Here is a 17,850-nt window from a genome sequence, read left to right as displayed (position 1 = left end):
AACGACCGACATGATTTCAGGGCTGATTCGAAACCTGCGGACCGTCGCCGCGGCCGCGCTATGCCTCACGGCAGCATCCACCGCTCACGCCGACACCTATCCCAGCCGCAACATCACGCTGGTGCTGCCCTTCGCGGCCGGCAGCGGCACCGACACCACGACGCGGCTGATTTCGCAGCATCTGTCGCAGGCGCTCGGCGTTGCCATCGTGATCGAGAACAAGGCGGGGGCCAACGGCATGCTTGCCGCGACCTATGTCGCGAAGGCTGCTCCCGACGGCTACACGCTGCTGGTGACGACCAACACGACGCATTCGGCCAATCCCTATCTGCTCAAGAGCCTCACTTACGATCCGGTCAAGGATTTCACCCCGATTGCCCGCACCGGCGATCTGCCCTTCATGCTGGTCATCAATCCCGAGGTGCCGGCCAAGACGGTCGGAGAGCTGGTGGCCTATGGCAAGGCCAATCCGGGCAAGCTGAGCTACGCCTCGGGCTCGTCGGCGGCGATCGTGTCGGGCGCGACCTTCGCGCACAATGCCGGGCTCGACCTGCTGCACGTGCCCTACAAGAGCTCGCCGCCGGCGCTCAACGACGTCATGGGCGGCCGCGTGTCGATGATGTTCGTCGACATCCTGACCGGCCTGCCCCATGTCAACGGCAACGCGCTGCGCGCGCTCGCCGTCACCACCAAGAACCGCACGCCGCTGGTGCCACACCTGCCCTCGATGCAGGAGGCCGGCGTGCCGGACTTCGACATCACGTCCTGGCAGGGCTATTTCGGCCCGGCCGGCATGCCGAAGGAGATCGTGACCCGGCTCAACACCGAGATCCGCAAGATCATCGAGAACCCGGAGATCAAGGCCAAGCTCGCCACGCTCGGCATGGACGCTTTTTCCGGCACGCCGGAGCAGCTCGGCACCTTCGTGAACGAGCAGCTGGTGCTGTGGGAGAAGCTGATCGCCAACGCGAAGATCGAGAAGCAGTAGTACGGTCTCGTAGGGTGGGCAAAGCGCAGCGTGCCCACGAAGAGTCGCACCGTACTCAAAAAGAAAAGGTGGGCACGACGCTTCGCGTCTTTGCCCACCCTACGAATTCAGCGCAAGAATTTACGCCGCGCGGACCTTGGCGAGGAAGCCGTCGACGGCATCGCGCAGCGCGCCGGACTGGGTGTCCAGCTCGCGGGCGTTGGTGAGCACATCGCTGGCCGCGCTGCCGGTCGCTTCGGCGGCCGAGGTGACGCTGCCGATATGGGCGTTGATTTCACTCGAGCCGGCCGCGACCGACTGGATGTTGCGGGCGATCTCGCGCGTCGCCTCGCCCTGCTGCTCGATCGATGCGGAAATGCCGGCGGTGATCTCGCTCATCTCGGCGATCGTCTGGGTGATGCCGGAGATGGCCGACACCGCGTCGCTGGTCGAGGTCTGCATCGCCGCGACCTGGGCGGAGATCTCCTCGGTCGCCTTCGCGGTCTGGTTGGCGAGCGCCTTGACCTCGGAGGCGACGACGGCGAAGCCGCGGCCGGACTCGCCGGCACGCGCCGCCTCGATGGTGGCGTTGAGCGCGAGCAGGTTGGTCTGTGCCGCGATCGAGTGAATGAGCTTGACCACCTCGCCGATCTTCTCGGCACCGGTGGAGAGTTCCTGCACCGTGGCGTTGGTGCGCTCGGCATCGCTGACGGCACGGCTCGCAACTTCAGTCGAGCGTGTCACCTGGCGGGAGATTTCCGCAACCGAGCTCGACAGCTCTTCGGCGGCGGCCGCAACGGTGCCAACATTGCCGGACGCCTTCTGCGAGGCGGCACCGACGGTCGCCGCGCGCGAGGAGGCATCGCTGGCGGTCGCGGTCATCGATTGCGCCGTGGTCTGCATGCCGGCTGCGGCCGAGGAGACCGAGCGGACGATGCCGTTGACGCTGCGCTCGAAATCGTTGGCGATCTCCTCCATGGCGCTGCGGCGATCCGCCGCGGCGCGTTCCTTGGCGTCCGCGTCGGTCTTCTCGAGGTCGCGGATGCGGATCGCGTTGTCCTTGAAGATCTGCACGGTCGATGCCATCGCGCCGATCTCGTCGCCACGACCGAAGCCGGGGATGTCGCCTTCGAGCTTGCCGTCGGCCAGCTCCCGCATCCGGGTGCCGAGCAGCCCGAGCGGAGCACTGATGCTGCGGCCGATCATCCAGGCGACGCTGCCGGCAACGATGACGATGCCGAGCACCGCCAGGCCGAGCAGCCAGTAGACCGGACCCATCTTGGCGTCGATGTCATCCAGATAGGCGCCGGTGCCGAGATACATATCGAAGCCGGGGACCGCGACGGCGTAACCGATCTTGCGGATCGGCGTTTCCTGGCCGGGCTTCATATATTCATAGTGAAGCAGGATCTCGCCGTTGGCCTTGACGCCGTTCATCAATTCCAGCGACAGCTTGCGGCCGTTGGTCACGACGTCCATTCGGTTGGTGCCGATCACCTTCGGATCGGGCGCAAGCTGGGTGAGACCGTCATAGGACGTGCCGAACAGGTAGCCGGCACCCTTGTCATAGGTCATCGCGTTGCCGTAGCGGCGAAGCTCGGCCATCGCGGCGTCCTTCGTCATCTCGCCGGCATCGACGCGCTTCTTCAACGCGGCGGCATAGTTGCGCGCCAGCTCGACGATCGCCTTGGCCTGGTCGATGCGCGCATTTACCATCTCGCGCTTCATCAGATAGCCGGCGAGAACTCCGGAGATGCAGAGGCCGAACAGCGTGACGCCGACGAGAATGCCAAGCTTCGGGGCGATCTTCAGATTGCTCAACTTCACAGGTTAGCTCCGGCAATGATGGGGTACAGGCGCACGACGAGATCGATCAAATTCGAATCAAGTCTTAGTGGCGGAGCCCTTAGCAAGTTACTTACGCACCTCCGTAGAAGCCCCGGGGCTTGCACGGAAAAGCGGAAATATACCTCGCCCGCAACAACCGTGAATTGTACGCACTCGCCCGGATTTCGCGTAAAAGACGCAAAGGCCCGCCCGTCGAGGCGGGGCGCAACAAGAAACCAAATCGGGAGCAGATAATGCCGAAATACAGGGTGGTGACGCCGAAGGGTGCGAGCTTCACCGTCGCGGGCAGCGATTATTCCTATGAGCGCGAGGCGCTCGATCCGATCGATGCCGAGATCGTCGAGGGGCCCGCCGACGAGGCGGGGTTCATCGCCGCCGCGAAGAATGCCGACGCGATCTACGCCAAGGGCATCCCGATCACCAAGACCATCATCGACGCGCTCGAGAGCTGCAAGGTGATCACGCTCGGCTCGGTCGGCGTCGACAGTGTCGACGTCAAGGCCGCCACGGCCCGCGGCATTCCGGTCACCAACATTCCCGACACCTTCATCGAGGAGGTCGCCGACCACGCCATGATGCTGCTGCTCGCCGGCTTCCGCCGCCTGGTCGAGCAGGACCGCATGGTGCGCGACGGCCGCTGGGCCGAGGGCCGGCCGGCGCTGCTGAAAATCCCGAGGCTGATGGGCCAGACGCTTGGCTTCATCTCGTTCGGCCGGGTTGCGCGTGCGGTCGCGAAACGCGCCGCGCCTTTCGGCCTGCGCATGATGGCCTACGATCCCTTCATCCAGGAAACGCTGATGTACGAACACGGCGTGATCCCGGCGACGCTGAACGAGGTGCTGTCGCAATCCGACTTCGTCTCGATGCATGCCCCGGCGCGGCCCGAGGTGCACCACATGCTGACCGAGAAGCACTTCCGACAGATGAAGAAAGGCTCGATCTTCATCAACACCGGCCGCGGTGCCACCGTGGACGAGGAGAGCCTGATCAAGGCGCTGCAGGAGGGCTGGATCGCGCACGCCGCCCTCGACGTGCTGGAAAAGGAGCCGCCCTCGCACAACAATCCCCTCCTCGGCATGGAGAACGTGACCCTGACCGCCCATGTCGCCTCGGCCTCGGCACGGTTCGACGAAGCGCGCAAGCGCCGGGTGGGCTACGAATTGTCACTGGTGCTCCAGGGCATGTGGCCGGTAAGCTGCGTCAATCCGTCGGTGCTGCAGAACACCGCGCTCCGCCGCTGGCAGCCCGTCAGCATGGACCGCGGGCCGAACAGCTAGGCGGGCGGCGCGAAGGCGCCAAGGACCAAACGGCCCCTTCACCGGCGATCAACGCCGGGAAGGGAGACATCATAGGGAGGTACTGATGAGGAACGACATCACACGTCGTGATGCCTTGGCGCTGGGCCTGTCCGCTGCAACGCTCGCGGCCACCGGTGCTGCAGCGCAAACGTCCGCTATCAAGGCTGCCGACGTCCCGGCACCCAAGCGCGAGATCGAAAAGGGCGCGTCCTTGCGCATGCTGCGCCCGGTGCGCTTCGTCCAGGCGGACGAGGACGTGTTCCGCGCCAATGCGGCAAAGTTCACCAAGGACACCGGGGTCGAGGTCAAGGTCGACTTCGTCGGCTGGGAGGACATCAACCAGCAGACCGCGGTGACCTCGAATTCCGGCGCCGGCCCCGACATCATCATCGGCTTCTCCGACGCGCCTCACATCTACATCGACAAGCTGATCGAGCTCACCGACGTCGCCGACTATCTCGGCAAGAAGTACGGCGGCTGGCTGCCGCTGGCGCAACGCTACGGCAAGAAGAACAAGAGCGAGTCCTGGATCGGACTGCCGTTCGGCGCCACCGCAGGTCCCCTGATCTACCGCAAGTCGGTCCTGCAATCGGTCGGCTTCGACAAGGTTCCGGAAGATCATGCCGGCGTGCTCGACCTCTGCCGCAAGCTGCAAAAGGCCGGCAAGCCGGCCGGCTTCGCACTCGGCAACGCCAAGGGCGACGGCAACGGCTTCGCCAACTGGGCGCTGTGGTCGCACAACGCCTCGCTGCTCGACGAGGAGGGCAACGTCACCATCAACAGCAAGGAGACGATCGCCGCACTCAACTGGGTCAAGGAGCTGTATCCGACCTTCATCGCCGGCACGCCGTCCTGGAATGACGTCAGCAACAACCGCGCCTATTCCTCGCAGGAGATCGCGCTGACGGCCAACGGCGTCTCACTGTACTTCTCGCTGAAGAACGACCCGGCCACCAAGTCCATCGCCGAGGACAGCGAGCATCAGCTGCTGCCCAAGGGCCTCGCCAAGGTCTCGCCGATGGCGGGCCTGACATTGAACGCCATGGCGTTCAAGCACAGCCCGTACCCCAATGCCGCCAAGGCCTTCCTGCAATACATGCTGGAGAAGGACCAATACGAGCCGTGGCTCAATGCCAATTCCGGCTACTGGTCCCAGCCGCTGGCCGCCTATGCCGAGGCTGCCGTGTGGTCGCAGGATCCGAAGGTGAGCTTGTTCAAGAACACGATGAACAGCACTTACTATGACGGCTACAAGGGGCCGATCTCGACGGCCACCGGCGCAGTCAGCGCCGATTACGTGCTGATTCAGATGTGCGCGTCCGTCGCCACAGGTGCCGCCACGCCGGAGGCCGCGGCTGCGGAAGCCGAGCAGCGCTGCAAGCGCTACTTCCGGCGACAGCGGTAAGAGCGACGACGACAGAGCCGCCGTCATTGCGAGGAGCACTTGCGACGAAGCAATCCAGACGATCACTGCGGAGACAGACTGGATTGCTTCGCTTCGCTCGCAATGACGGTGTCGTGACACTTCAGACCGGGACAAACCAATCTATGTCCGTGACCACCCTCTCCTCCCACGCACTGGCGCAACGACAGCCGAACTGGATCGTGCGCCTGTTCGACTACAAGCCGTTCCTGATCGTGATGTGCCTCGCGCCCGCGCTCGGGCTGCTCACGGTATTCCTGACCTACCCGCTCGGCCTCGGCGTCTGGCTCGCCTTCACCGACACCACGATCGGCCGTCGCGGCATCTATGTCGGGATCGAGAATTTCCAGTACCTGCTCACGGATCCCTTGTGGTGGAACGCGGTGTTCTACAGCGTGTTCTACACGGCCGTGGCGACCTTCGGAAAATTCGCGCTCGGCTTCTGGCTCGCCCTGCTGCTCAACAACCATTTCCCGTTCAAGAGCCTGCTGCGCGCCATCGTGCTGCTGCCCTGGATCGTGCCGACCGTGCTGTCGGCGCTGGCATTCTGGTGGATCTACGATCCGCAGTTCTCGATCATCTCCTACCTGCTGGTCGACGTGCTGCATTGGCGGGACAGCAATATCGACTTCCTCGGCTCGCCCTGGCCGGCGCGGTTCTCGCTGATCGCCGCCAACATCTGGCGCGGCATTCCCTTCGTCGCGATCTCGCTGCTGGCGGGCTTGCAGACCATCTCGCCCTCGCTCTACGAGGCCGCGATGCTGGACGGCGCCAGCGCCTGGCAGCGCTTCCGCTACATCACCTTCCCGATGATGCTGCCGATCCTCGCCATCGTCATGACGTTCTCGATCATCTTCACCTTCACTGACTTCCAGCTGGTCTACGCCATTACCCGCGGCGGTCCGGTGAACTCGACGCATTTGCTGGCGACGCTGGCGTTCCAGCGCGGCATCGCCGGCGGCGAGCTCGGCGAAGGCGCGGCGATCGCGGTGTCGATGATCCCGTTCCTGGTGTTCGCGACGCTGTTCTCCTATTTCGGCCTAGCACGCCGCAAATGGCAGCAGGGAGAGGCCAATGACTGAAACCGTCGCGCAATCGACCGTCGCGGACGCAAAAGCGCCGCCCGACACCATGGCCTGGGATTCCGGGCTGCGGCGGCTGATGATGATCTACCTGCCGCTCGGCTGCTTCGTTCTGATCCTGCTGTTTCCGTTCTATTGGATGGCGATCACCTCGTTCAAGCCGAACGCGGAGCTGATGAACTACCGGGACAACAACCCGTTCTGGATCTCCTCGCCGACCCTGGCGCACATCAAGCATCTGTTGTTCAACACCGCCTATCCGCAATGGCTGAAGACGACGATGCTGGTCGCGATCGGCTCGACCACGCTGTCGCTGATCGCGAGCACGCTGGCGGCCTACGCGATCGAGCGCCTGCGCTTCCGCGGCAGTCCCTATGTCGGCCTCGGCATCTATCTCGCCTATCTGGTGCCGCCCTCGATCCTGTTCATTCCGCTCGCGACAGTCGTCGTGCAATTCGGCCTGTTCGACTCGCCGCTGGCCCTAATTCTGGTCTATCCGACCTTCCTGGTGCCGTTCTGCACCTGGCTCCTGATCGGCTATTTCAAGTCGATTCCTTACGAGCTCGAGGAATGCGCGCTGGTCGACGGCGCCACGCGGCTGCAGATCCTGCGCCGGATCACGCTGCCGCTCGCAGTGCCCGGCCTGATCTCGGCCGGCATCTTCTCCTTCACGCTGTCCTGGAACGAGTTCATCTACGCGCTGGCCTTCATCCAGAGCGGCGCCAACAAGACCGTGCCGGTCGCGATCCTGACCGAGCTCGTCACCGGCGACGTCTATCAATGGGGTGCGCTGATGGCGGGATCGCTGCTCGGCTCGCTCCCGGTCGCGATCTTTTACTCGCTATTCGTGGATTACTACGTCTCTTCGCTGACGGGTGCGGTGAAGGAGTAGACGAAGCTGCGGCCTTTGGCCAGGCTTCACAATACTGCAACATGCGATCCGCATAAGCGTTGCGTCCGCCAACAGGAGACGCACATGCGCGCGACTTTTCTTTGCACCGTCGCCACGATCATTCTCACCGCGAGCACAGCGCTCGCGCAGAGCGAGGGCGAATTCCCCGCCAAGCTCGCCGGCCACGCGGTGATGCCGGCCGAAACCTTCATCCAGGCGCCGGCTGATGCCCCCGCCGATCTCAAGGCGGCGGGCAAATATACCACCGGCAAGCGGGTCGACGCGCTCGGCACCGTGATGGGCAAGTCCTTCGAGCGTCCGACCGGCGTGTCGCTGCCGTTCAAGGGCCAGCCGCTGCAAGGCCATTCCGGCATCAAGACCATGCCCGACGGCACGTTCTGGGTCCTCACCGACAACGGCATGGGCGCGCGCGCCAACTCGCCGGATTCGATGCTGTACCTCAACCGCTACAAGATGGACTGGGCCAGCGGCAAGATGGAGCGGCTGGAGACCATCTTCCTGCACGACCCCGACAGACGCGTCCCCTTCCGCATCGTGCATGAGGACACCCAGAAGCGCTATCTCACCGGCTCCGATTTCGACACCGAAGGTTTCCAGATCGTCGGCGACACCTTCTGGATCGGCGACGAGTTCGGCCCCTATGTCCTGAAGGCGGACAAGTCAGGCAAAATCCTCGGCGTGTTCGATACGGTCGCCGACGGCAAGCCGGTGCGCTCGCCCGACAATTGGGCGGCGGGGACGCCGGCCGCGCCGGGCGCGACCTACACCAATGTCAATCTCCGCCGCTCCAAGGGCTATGAGGGCTTCGCCGCGTCCAAAGACGGCAAGTTCCTCTACGGCCTGCTCGAGGGACCGCTGTGGGATGCCGACAAGAAGGACTGGGAGAAGGTCGACGGCAAGGAAGCCTCGCGCATCCTCGAATTCGACGTCGCCGCCGAGAAATTCACCGGCCGCTACTGGCACTATGTGTTCGAGCAGAACGGCAACGCCATCGGCGACTTCAACATGATCGACCAGGCCTCCGGCCTCGTCATCGAGCGCGACAATGGCGAGGGCACCGCCGACAAGGCCTGCCCGCAAGGCCAGCGCGGCGAGAACTGCTTCCCCGACCTCGCCAAGTTCAAGCGCGTCTACAAGATCGAGCTGACCGACGCCAATGTCGGCAAGCCCGTGCGCAAGATCGGCTATATCGACCTGATGAAGATCAGGGATCCCGACAAGAAGGCGCGGAAGCCGCTCAACGACGGCGTCTACACCTTCCCGTTCTTCACCATCGAGAACGTCGATCGCGTCGACGACACCCACATCATCGTCGGCAACGACAACAACCTGCCGTTCTCCTCCAGCCGCGATCCCAACAAGGCCGACGACAACGAGTTCGTGCTGCTCGAGGTCGCGGATTTCCTGAAGGCGAAGTGAGGCGAGGCTCGCTCTCTCTCCCTCCCGCTTTTCCGCGGGAGGGAGAGTCATTGCCCATGGCTACTTCCCGAAAATCACCGGGACGTTGATGGGTATGGTTGCATAACTGATCTCGGCCGGCACCGGCGGGAATGGTTGGGCCTGGCGCACCATGGCCATCGCCTGGGCATCGAGCGCTGCGACGCCCGAGGAGCCGCCGAGGCGGCTGGACAATACCTGACCGTTACGGCCGAGCGTGAAGCTCACCTTGACCACGCCCCTCTGGCCATTCGCGCTCGTCGGATACTGGTGGAAGCGCATGAGATGCGCGCGGACGCGCTGATAATAGGTCGCCATCGCAGACGCGAGCGAGCCGGCATTGACGGCAGAGGCCAGCGGAGCCTGCCGCTCCGCGCGCGGCGGTGCGCTGGTGCGCGGCGCCGGAAGGGCATCCGACGGCTTCCGGGCGTCGAGGCGGACCGCCTTGGGCTTCGCCGGGGCGGGCTTCTCCACGGGCACAACTTTCGCGGGCTCGGGCTGCGGCGGGCTCGGCTCGAGCTTCTGTTCCGGTGGAGCCAACACCTCCGGCCGCTCCTGCGGCGGTGTCGGCGGGATCATTTCCTCGACAGCCTGCTGCTGCACCGGCTCGGGCGGTGACGCATCCGCCTGCTGCATCATCGGTCCCGGCGCGATGTCCAGCGGCGTCGACTGCGGTGCCGAAGTCTCCGGCGTCATGTCGATCAGGATGGCCGGCATGTTGACGCCCTCGTCCGGCACCTGCTTCAGCCAGCTCGTTGCAAGCAACGCGGCGCCGAGATGCAACGCCACGATCATCGCCGCCGAGGCCCCCCAGCGCGCACCCTCCCGCTCGTCGACCGGCTGGTGCAGGGCAAAGGCGTTCGCGGTCATCAGCTGCGTCCGTCGAGGCCGACCAGTGCGACCTTGAGATAGCCGGCATTGCGCAAGGTATTCATCACCTCCATCAGGTCGCCATAGGAGACGGCCTTGTCCGCGCGCAGATAGATGCGCTCGTCCTTGCGGCCCCTGGTGGCCGCATCGAGCGAGGTGCTGAGCCCGTCGCGAGCGACGATATCCTCACCCACGGCGATCGAAAGATCCGGCTTGACGGTGACGAAGACCGGCTTGTCGGGCCGCGGTGCCGGCTCGGCGGCGGTCGCCGGGAGATCGACGCCGATGTCGACGGTGGCGAGCGGTGCGGCCACCATGAAGATGATCAGGAGCACCAGCATCACGTCGATGAACGGCGTGACGTTGATCTCGTGGGTGACGTCGAAATCCCTCGTCTCGCCGCGCGAGCCGAGCTTCGATGTTCCGAGCTTGACGGCCATGGCTACTCCGCTGCCCGCGCCAGACGGAAATGGCTGTGGTCGCGCTGGCGGCTCACCAGCAGCATGAGCTGCGCCGAGGCGTCGCCGAGCAAAGCGCGGTAATTGGCAATGCCGCGGACGAGGTGATTGTAGATCACCACCGCCGGAATCGCGGCGACGAGACCGAGCGCGGTCGCGAGCAACGCTTCGGCAATGCCGGGCGCGACCACCGCCAGACTGGTGGTGTGGCTCTCGGAGATGCCGATGAAGGAATTCATGATGCCCCAGACGGTGCCGAACAGACCGACGAACGGCGCGATGGCGCCGATGGTCGCGAGCACGCCGGTGCCGCGCGCGATCTGCCTGGACATCGCCGCCTCGACCCGCTCCAGCCGCAACGCGACGCGCTCCTGCAGGCCGTCGTCGAGAATGCCGCCGGAGAGCTCGGCCTCCCTGGCGCAGGACTGAATCAGCTGCGCGACTGCGTCGCGGGCGTCGCCGGTCCGCGCGGATGCCTCGGCCAGCGTCATGTTGCCTTCGAGGGTGCGCGTCCGCTGCAAGGCGAGCGAGCCCTTGCGACGCAGCTCGATGGTCTTGGCGAGCCAGACCGTCCATGTCGCCAGCGAGGCAACGGCAAGCCCGACCATCACGACCTTCACGACGATGTCGGCACCGAGGAACATGCCCCAGGGCGACAGATTGCGCGGCAACAGCGCCGCGTCGATCGCAAAGGCCGGCGCCGGCACGAGCGCCAGTGCGATTGTGAGGATCACGTGCCCTAGCGTGGAATTGCTCTGCATCCTGATCTCCCGACAAATGGAACTCACGCCGAAAGCTTCGCCGCGATCCGGTCCGCGAGCCGCCGGAACCGCGCCAGCTGATCCGCCCGCAGCGCCCTCGTCTCGTCGCGGCCGACGAAGACCTTGAACATGATGCCGCCGTCGGCGTTCACGAAGGCGACGAAGGCCGAGGACTTGCCCATGAAGGGCCGCTCGACGAAGGCAATTCCCGCGCAGCGCTCGTGGCGGAGATGGCCGTGCAGGCCCTTTGGCTGCATCAGGTTGAAATAGCCGCGGCCGATCTCGCCCGCGGGAATGGTCCCGGTGAACTCGAAGATCGCATCATCGGTGTGGACGATCAGCGTGACCTCGCCCCATTCCGCGATGTCCTGCATGGCGGCGGCAAAATGTTCGCCGCTCCCGATGCGCACCATTGACGGCGGCAACGCCTCGATCACCGCGCGCGGCGTGGCGCTGCGCTCGCGCGCGACGTCCTCGATCACGGCACCCGGATTGTCCGCCATATGCGCCTTGAGGTCGGCGAGATCGGTGCTCAGCATATCTGGCTCCTCAACCCCGGCGCCTCAAGCGGCCGCGCTCGCCTTGCGCTCGGTCATGATGACCTCGAAACCTTCGAACTTGGGGTGACCGAGATAGAGGCTCTCGCCGGTCTTGTTGTCGGCGCGCGCATGAGCGCGGCGGAATTCCTCCGAGCGCGTCCAGGCCTCGAAAGCCGCTTTGTCGACCCACACGGTATGCGAGGAATACAGCGTGTGGTCCTCGGCGACCGGCCCCTTGAGCAGATGGAATTCGACGAACCCCGCCATGCTGCCGAGATAGGACTCACGGGTCCGCCAGACGGTTTCGAACGCGGCTTCCGAGCCGGGCTTCACCTGGAAGCGATTCATGGCGATGAACATTCGACTTTTCTCCTGTGACTTGTAGATCGGCAATTGCCGACCGGATATTTCAGAACGGGTCGAAAGCCACGCTGACGCATCAGCGTGGCCTTCGAGATCAGCAAGGCATAACCTGCGGTGTCTTCCTCAGGTGCCGCCAAAGTGGTATTTGAGACCTCCCTTGATCACGAGCCCAGCGCCGGCGCTCGCCCACTTCACGTCGTTTTGCGTGTCGCCCGTGCTACCGACCGGAATGGCGTACGGACGATAGTAGCGGTTGAAGAGGTTCTCGACGGAGAAGTTGAGCGTGAGATCGGGCGTCGGGTGATACTGCGCGTAAAGATTGACGAGATCGTACGACGTCGCGGGCGTGTAGGTCCTGGGGATGTCGTAGTTGGCGATTGCCGACGTCCACATCATCGAAAGGATGAGGGTGCGGTCGAGCAGACGCACGCCGGCCGTCGTCGTGATCTTCTGCGGCGGAATGCTGTAGAGGCCGAAGCCGGTCTGCAGATTCTTTCCGCTCTGATAGGTCCCGGAGAGGCCGAAGAACCACAGGTTCGCGTCATACATCGCCTCGGCCTCGACGCCTTGTATGAGTGCGGACGCCACGTTCTGATACTGCAGGAACGGGAGCACCGTGATCGAAGGTGCCGGCGGCGGCCCGGTCGGGACCACGAGCGGGTTTCCGTAAGCGACCTGATCGATGAAGTCGCTGATGTCGTTGCGGAACACGTTGATCTTGCCGCGCAGCGTGTCGCCCGCCGTGAACAGATCGTTCTTCTTGATATTGAAACCGATCTCCTTGTTCTTGCCGACCTCGGGGCGCAGGTTTGGATTGGGCACGAAGCAGAAGGTCGAGTCCGCGCCCGGTCCCGGCGTGCCAGACGGACAGCGGAAGAACGAGTCGTTGACCGTCGCGCCGGCATGTGGCCCGCTCACCAGCGTCTCCGTGATCGAGGGCGCCCGATAGCCTTCCGCGTAGCTGGCATAGGGGGTCACGACCGCGGTCGGAACGAGAGCAACGGTGATCTTCGGCGAGAGGCGATCGCCGCCCGACGACGAGGATGCCGAGGAAAGCTGATAATTGTCGTAACGGAGCGCACCGATCACCTCGAGCATCGAGGTGTAGTTCGCCCTCCACTGCACGAAGCCGCCAGACACCGTGCGCTGGCCGCCCGGCGTAGTCACTTCGCCGGTACCCGTCCTATCCTGGGTAGATACTTTGTCCTGGAACGCATCCAGACCGTAAGTCACCGCGTGGCGCCAGCTTCCCGTTTCGAAGCGTGTTGTGTTGTGCACGTCGATACCGATCGTATCGAGCAGATATCCGCGGTTGCTCCCGATGCACCCCGAAACGGCATTGCCCGGCACGCCACCGCAATAAACTGACGGCGTCGTGGTGGTGTGCCTGGTCTTAGTCTGGTCGTTCTCGGTGCGATTCCAGTAGATCTTCGCATCCCAGTCGAACCACTGATCATCCGGCTGCGAGTATTTCCAGCCGAGCGTCGTGGTGTAATTCTTCACGTTGGAGGCGTAGATGGACGTGCCGTTCAGATTGTTCGTGCCGTTCGCATTGGTCGAATTGGGATCGCCGGCGCGTCGCGGCGGCTGGCCCAGACTGTAGATGTCTTCCTGAAAGATGGCGCCGAGCTTTACCTCGTGGCCGTCCGCCGGCCGCACCGTCAGCTTGGCGATGCCGCTGCTGAGCCGATTGCCGGTATTGGCGACCTCGAAGCCGGTGCCGTCCTTGTAGCTCTCCTGCGTCGAATAGGTGCCGCCTGCGAACACGTCGACATTCGGATTGACGTGAACACCGCCAAACGCGGATCCGAGTGCACGTCCGTAATTGCTGCCGAGGATGGTTTTTACGTCGACACCCCAGCGCTCTCCCGCGCGGACAACGTCCTCGATGTCCTTGGTGCGGAACGAGGCCACGCCGCCGATCGCGCCGGAGCCGTAGATGTTCGCGGTCGGGCCGCGCACGATGTCGATGCCGCTGATCAGCTCCGGATTGAGGAAGAAGGAGCCGTTGGCGAAGTGGCCTGTGCGCTGATAGTTCTGCCGCGCGCCATCGACGACGACAGCAACGCGGCCGAAATCCTGCAAGCCGCGAATGTTGATCGAGGTCGACGGCTCGTCGCCGCGATTCTGAACCCATACGCCCGGCACATTATAGATGAGGTCACCAACCGTGCTGGCCTGACGTCCCTCGATCTGCGCCGAGGTCACGACGCTGACCGGTGCCAGCGCATCCACGGCACGCTCCTCGGTCTTCGTTGCCGCGACCGTAATCGCATCGAGCGTTTGCACCGGCGCTGCGCCGCCGGCCTGGGCGCGGGCGTTCATCACCTCCGGCGCGGCCTGCTGCGCAACTTGCGGCGCCGGCTTACGCTTGGCCTGCTTCGGCCTGTCCGACGACGCGTTTTCACTCTGCGGCGATGCGGTCTGCGCGAGACTGCCCTCCGCCGTCATTGCCGCAATTGAAACCACCGACGCGCCCAAAATCAGGGCGCGCGAATACCTAGCCCCGTCAGCCATATCAGCCCCAGCCTGCACTTCACTTTAGTTTTTGATGTCGTCTGGCTGGCGCGCGCTCGCAACGCGAGCGACTGGCTGGCTGATTGTCTCAAGAGGCGGGCGAGTTCCCCGCTGTGAGAAATCGTTACGTGGCAACACTCTGACGGTCAATGACATCGGGTTACAGTTTATATCGATTGTAAACTGCGATGGTTGGAATGCGCTTGGCGCCACCTGTACAAACGAGCGGTACTCCAGCTTTCGAAAGCGCATCACACCGACAATGTCAGCCACATCAGGAGACAGCAGCGGCAGCGCGGCAGGACGGGCACAAAGCCCTTCTGCAGCAACGCGAACTCTCACCATGCGCGGCAGCCGCATCGATAGCCGCGAGCTGTTTGCCGCCGAGCGCGAGATCATCATTGCGCATGGCGAGGACAGCTATCGTCTCCGCCTGACCTCGCAGAACAAGCTGATCCTGACGAAGTAACTGCAATGACATGTTGCCGCACCCTCGCCCGTCTCCTGCTCTCCGGCGGACTCGCGTTCGCGTCTATCGCTCACGCCGCGGGCATCATTGTGCATGACGCACGCAATCGCGACGTCACTGTTACCGATTTTGCCCGCACGGTGTCGATCGGCGGCGCCATCACCGAGATCCTCTATGCGCTGGGATTGGAAAGCCGGCTGGTCGGCGTCGACACGACGAGCCTCTATCCGGCGGCGGCACTGCAAGACAAGCCGAATGTCGGCTACGTGCGCCAGATCTCGGCCGAAGGCGTGCTCGGTCTCAACCCGACGCTGATCCTGGCGATCCAGGGCTCGGGCCCACGCGAGACCATGGACATCCTGGAGACGGCGAAGGTGCCGCTGGTGCTGGTGCCCGAGACCTTTTCCGAGGAAGGCCTGATCGAGAAGATCAAGCTGGTCGGCCACGCCATGGGCGTCGATGCGCGTGCCGAATGTCTCAGCGCCGCGGTCGGCGCCGATCTTGCACAGCTCCGTGCCCTGCGCGCCAAGGTGACGAAGCCGGTGCGGGTGATGTTCGTGATGTCGCTCCAGAACGGGCGGGCGATGGTGGCGGGCCACAAGACCGCGGCGGATGAGATCATCCAGCTCGCGGGCGCGGGCAACGCGGTCGAGGATTACGATGGTTACAAGGTCATCAGCGACGAGGCGATCGTGGCCGCAAAGCCCGATGTCGTGCTGTCGATCGAGCGCGGCAAGGATTCGCTGCAGGCCGATGCAGTCTACACGCACCCCGGCTTTGCGCTGACGCCGGTCGCGGCCAACAAGAGCTTCATCACCATGGATGGGCTTTATCTGCTCGGCTTCGGGCCGCGCACCGCGGCAGCGGCGCGCGATCTCTCAGTCAAGCTCTATCCGGCCTTGGCCGAGGGCGGCGCGTTCGCGTCGGCGCTGTCGACGGCGAATTGCCGGCAATGAGCGTGGCCGCCGGGATCGAAACACAGAGCCCGCGACACAGCGCGGGACGGCGAGCAGCATCGTTCGCGATTCCCCTTCTGCTCGTGGTGCTCCTGGTCACCGCGATCGCCGCCCTGACGGTCGGCGCCGCCGGCATCCCGCTCTCCCGGCTGCCAGCCGCGCTGGGCTTGGCCGGCGAAAGCGCGGCCATGACGGCCCGCGACCAGCTCGTGCTGTGGTCGATCCGCATTCCCCGGATCGCGGCGGCGGCGATGATCGGCGGCCTGCTTGCCGCGGCCGGCGCGATCATGCAGGGGCTGTTTCGCAACCCGCTCGCCGATCCCGCCCTGGTCGGCGTCTCCAGTGGCGGCGCGCTCGCAGCCGCGAGCGCGATCGTCTTCACCGATTCCCGCTTCGGCGAGGCGCTGCGCTTTCTCCAGACCGAGCTGTTGCCCCTCGCGGCCTTCGCAGGTTCGCTGGCGACCACCACAATCCTCTACGGCATCTCCAGCCGCTCGGGACGCACCTCGATCGCGATCTTCCTGCTCGCCGGCGTCGCCATCACCGCGATTGCCAATGCGGGCATTGGCCTGCTGGTATTCATCGCCGATGACCGTCAGCTGCGCGACATCACGTTCTGGATGCTGGGCTCGATGAGCGGCGCGACCTGGACCAAGGCCGCCGTGCTCGCGCCGGTGCTCATTGCCGGACTCGCAGGCTGCGCCTTCATCGCGCGCGGCCTCGACCTGCTGGTGCTCGGCGAGGCCGACGCCTTTCACGGCGGCGTCGACGTCGAGCGCCTGAAGCGGATCTCGATCGTGATGGTCTCGGCCATGACCGGCGTCGCGGTGTCGATCAGCGGCGTGATCGGCTTCGTCGGCATCGTCGTGCCGCATCTGCTCCGTCTCGTGATCGGCCCGGCGCATCGCCTGCTGCTGCCGGCCTCGGTGCTATCAGGCGCGATCCTGATGGTCGGGGCCGACACGCTGGCGCGGACCATCGTGGCGCCCGCGGAGATGCCGATCGGCATCCTGACGGCGGCCGTCGGCGCACCCGTCTTTCTCTTCATCCTGCTGCGGCAGCGCGGGCTCGCCGCGCTATGACCGCAGTGCTCGATGCACGACACCTAGGCAAGCGCGCCGGCCGCGCGACATTGCTTGACGGCGTCGGCCTAACGGTTGCGGCCGGCGAGATGATCGCCATCATCGGCCCGAACGGCGCCGGCAAGTCGACGCTACTGCGGCTGCTCTCCGGCGATCTCCGCCCGAGCGCCGGCGAGGTGCGGCTCAAGCAGCGCGACATCGGCAGCTTCGCGCCGCGCGAGCTCGCCGCGCGCCGCGCGATGCTGTCCCAGCACATCAACGTCACCTTCCCCTTCACCGTCGAGGAGATCGTGCTGATGGGCGCGGGCGAGCGCAGCTGGCGCGAGGCCGGCCCGCTCGTCGACGCCGCGCTGGACGAGGTCGGACTGTCGCATTTCCGCGAGCGGCAATTGCCGACGCTGTCGGGCGGCGAGCAGCAGCGCGCTCATTTCGCCCGCGTGCTGGTGCAGCTCGCCTGCGGCGAGGCCAAGCACGGCCCCGGGCTCTTGCTGCTGGACGAGCCGACCTCGAGCCTCGATCTGCGCCACCAGATCGACCTCGTCGAGGCGGCCCGCCGCCGCGCGGCTGCCGGCACCGCCGTGATCGCGATCCTGCACGATCTCAACCTCGCGATCCGCTTTGCCGACCGCCTGGTCGTGCTGGCCGGCGGCAGGCTCGCCGCGGACGGTCCGCGCGCCGAGGTCGTCACGCGGGAGAGGATCCGGGATATTTTCGAGATCGACGCGGACGTGCATCAGGTTGACGGCGTGCCGTTTGTGCTGCCGCAGTCGATGCGGGTTGCGGGGCAAGCTGAACTGCCGCCACGGTGAAGGTGCGCTGCCTCGCCCCGTTCTTACGGGGAGAGGGGTGGGGTGAGGGGCCTCTCTC

The 17,850-nt window shown here is 65.0% G+C and carries 17 protein-coding genes; 10 read left to right on the top strand and 7 right to left on the bottom strand.

Translation table 11 applies throughout. The features are described from left to right. Positions 1–10: 10 nt before the first annotated feature. On the top strand, positions 11–988 hold the full coding sequence (locus ACTEK7_RS19920; protein WP_225146478.1) for a Bug family tripartite tricarboxylate transporter substrate binding protein: 978 nt from the start codon (positions 11–13) through the stop codon (positions 986–988). A gap of 120 nt (positions 989–1,108) precedes the next feature. On the opposite strand, the gene ACTEK7_RS19915 is transcribed toward ACTEK7_RS19920, so the two are convergent. Further along, on the bottom strand, positions 1,109–2,794 hold the full coding sequence (locus ACTEK7_RS19915; RefSeq protein WP_225146477.1) for a methyl-accepting chemotaxis protein: 1,686 nt from the start codon (positions 2,792–2,794) through the stop codon (positions 1,109–1,111). Positions 2,795–3,048: 254 nt separating this feature from the next. Here ACTEK7_RS19915 and ACTEK7_RS19910 point away from each other — a divergent pair, with 254 nt between their 5' ends. From ACTEK7_RS19910 to ACTEK7_RS19890, 5 genes are all read left to right on the top strand, one after another. Then, positions 3,049–4,092, top strand: coding sequence for a C-terminal binding protein (locus ACTEK7_RS19910; protein ID WP_225146476.1), 1,044 nt, complete (start codon positions 3,049–3,051; stop codon positions 4,090–4,092). 85 nt (positions 4,093–4,177) lie between these two features. Continuing rightward, the gene (locus ACTEK7_RS19905) at positions 4,178–5,518 is read left to right on the top strand and encodes an ABC transporter substrate-binding protein (protein WP_225146475.1); all 1,341 of its coding nucleotides are present in this window, start codon (positions 4,178–4,180) and stop codon (positions 5,516–5,518) included. Between the two features lie 143 nt (positions 5,519–5,661). Continuing rightward, positions 5,662–6,618, top strand: coding sequence for a carbohydrate ABC transporter permease (locus ACTEK7_RS19900; protein ID WP_035998865.1), 957 nt, complete (start codon positions 5,662–5,664; stop codon positions 6,616–6,618). Continuing rightward, positions 6,611–7,510: a carbohydrate ABC transporter permease gene (locus ACTEK7_RS19895; RefSeq protein WP_035998862.1), complete on the top strand. Its 900-nt coding sequence runs from the start codon at positions 6,611–6,613 to the stop codon at positions 7,508–7,510. The genes ACTEK7_RS19900 and ACTEK7_RS19895 overlap by 8 nt, the downstream gene beginning before the upstream one ends. Before the next feature lie 84 nt (positions 7,511–7,594). After that, positions 7,595–8,950: an esterase-like activity of phytase family protein gene (locus tag ACTEK7_RS19890; RefSeq protein WP_225146474.1), complete on the top strand. Its 1,356-nt coding sequence runs from the start codon at positions 7,595–7,597 to the stop codon at positions 8,948–8,950. A 60-nt stretch (positions 8,951–9,010) separates the two neighbouring features. Here the strand turns inward: ACTEK7_RS19890 and ACTEK7_RS19885 are convergent, their stop codons facing one another. From ACTEK7_RS19885 to ACTEK7_RS19860, 6 genes are all read right to left on the bottom strand, one after another. Further along, positions 9,011–9,838 carry an energy transducer TonB family protein gene (locus tag ACTEK7_RS19885; protein ID WP_225146473.1) on the bottom strand — a complete coding sequence of 276 codons (828 nt, stop codon included), beginning with the start codon at positions 9,836–9,838 and terminating at the stop codon, positions 9,011–9,013. Next, the gene (gene exbD / locus ACTEK7_RS19880; RefSeq protein WP_225146472.1) at positions 9,838–10,278 is read right to left on the bottom strand and encodes a TonB system transport protein ExbD; all 441 of its coding nucleotides are present in this window, start codon (positions 10,276–10,278) and stop codon (positions 9,838–9,840) included. Before exbD ends, ACTEK7_RS19885 begins: the two co-directional genes overlap by 1 nt. 2 nt (positions 10,279–10,280) lie before the next feature. Further along, a complete protein-coding gene (gene exbB / locus ACTEK7_RS19875; protein ID WP_035998843.1) occupies positions 10,281–11,057 on the bottom strand; it encodes a tonB-system energizer ExbB in 777 nt (258 codons plus the stop codon). 23 nt (positions 11,058–11,080) lie between these two features. After that, the gene (gene hutX / locus ACTEK7_RS19870; protein ID WP_035998840.1) at positions 11,081–11,596 is read right to left on the bottom strand and encodes a heme utilization cystosolic carrier protein HutX; all 516 of its coding nucleotides are present in this window, start codon (positions 11,594–11,596) and stop codon (positions 11,081–11,083) included. Between the two features lie 24 nt (positions 11,597–11,620). Then, positions 11,621–11,956, bottom strand: a complete 336-nt coding sequence (gene hmuQ, locus ACTEK7_RS19865; protein WP_035998838.1) for a heme-degrading protein HmuQ — start codon at positions 11,954–11,956, stop codon at positions 11,621–11,623. A 126-nt stretch (positions 11,957–12,082) separates the two neighbouring features. Then, the gene (locus ACTEK7_RS19860) at positions 12,083–14,476 is read right to left on the bottom strand and encodes a TonB-dependent hemoglobin/transferrin/lactoferrin family receptor (RefSeq protein WP_225146471.1); all 2,394 of its coding nucleotides are present in this window, start codon (positions 14,474–14,476) and stop codon (positions 12,083–12,085) included. A gap of 262 nt (positions 14,477–14,738) precedes the next feature. Between ACTEK7_RS19860 and ACTEK7_RS19855 the strand changes: the two genes are divergently transcribed. From ACTEK7_RS19855 to ACTEK7_RS19840, 4 genes are read left to right on the top strand one after another with little or no spacing between them, the layout of a single operon-like run. Next, positions 14,739–14,945, top strand: coding sequence for a hemin uptake protein HemP (locus ACTEK7_RS19855; RefSeq protein ID WP_035998834.1), 207 nt, complete (start codon positions 14,739–14,741; stop codon positions 14,943–14,945). A gap of 5 nt (positions 14,946–14,950) precedes the next feature. Then, positions 14,951–15,901, top strand: a complete 951-nt coding sequence (locus ACTEK7_RS19850) for a heme/hemin ABC transporter substrate-binding protein (RefSeq protein WP_225146470.1) — start codon at positions 14,951–14,953, stop codon at positions 15,899–15,901. Next, positions 15,898–16,983: a FecCD family ABC transporter permease gene (locus ACTEK7_RS19845; protein ID WP_225139238.1), complete on the top strand. Its 1,086-nt coding sequence runs from the start codon at positions 15,898–15,900 to the stop codon at positions 16,981–16,983. The genes ACTEK7_RS19850 and ACTEK7_RS19845 overlap by 4 nt, the downstream gene beginning before the upstream one ends. Further along, entirely contained in the window at positions 16,980–17,792 is an 813-nt protein-coding gene (locus tag ACTEK7_RS19840) for a heme ABC transporter ATP-binding protein (protein WP_225146469.1), read from the top strand. The genes ACTEK7_RS19845 and ACTEK7_RS19840 overlap by 4 nt, the downstream gene beginning before the upstream one ends. Positions 17,793–17,850: the final 58 nt, after the last annotated feature.

The sequence above is a fragment of the Bradyrhizobium sp. JHI2711 genome (assembly GCF_056156565.1).
The sequence above is the reverse complement of the archived record's forward strand: the minus strand, read 5'-3'. Positions and strand labels throughout refer to the sequence as shown.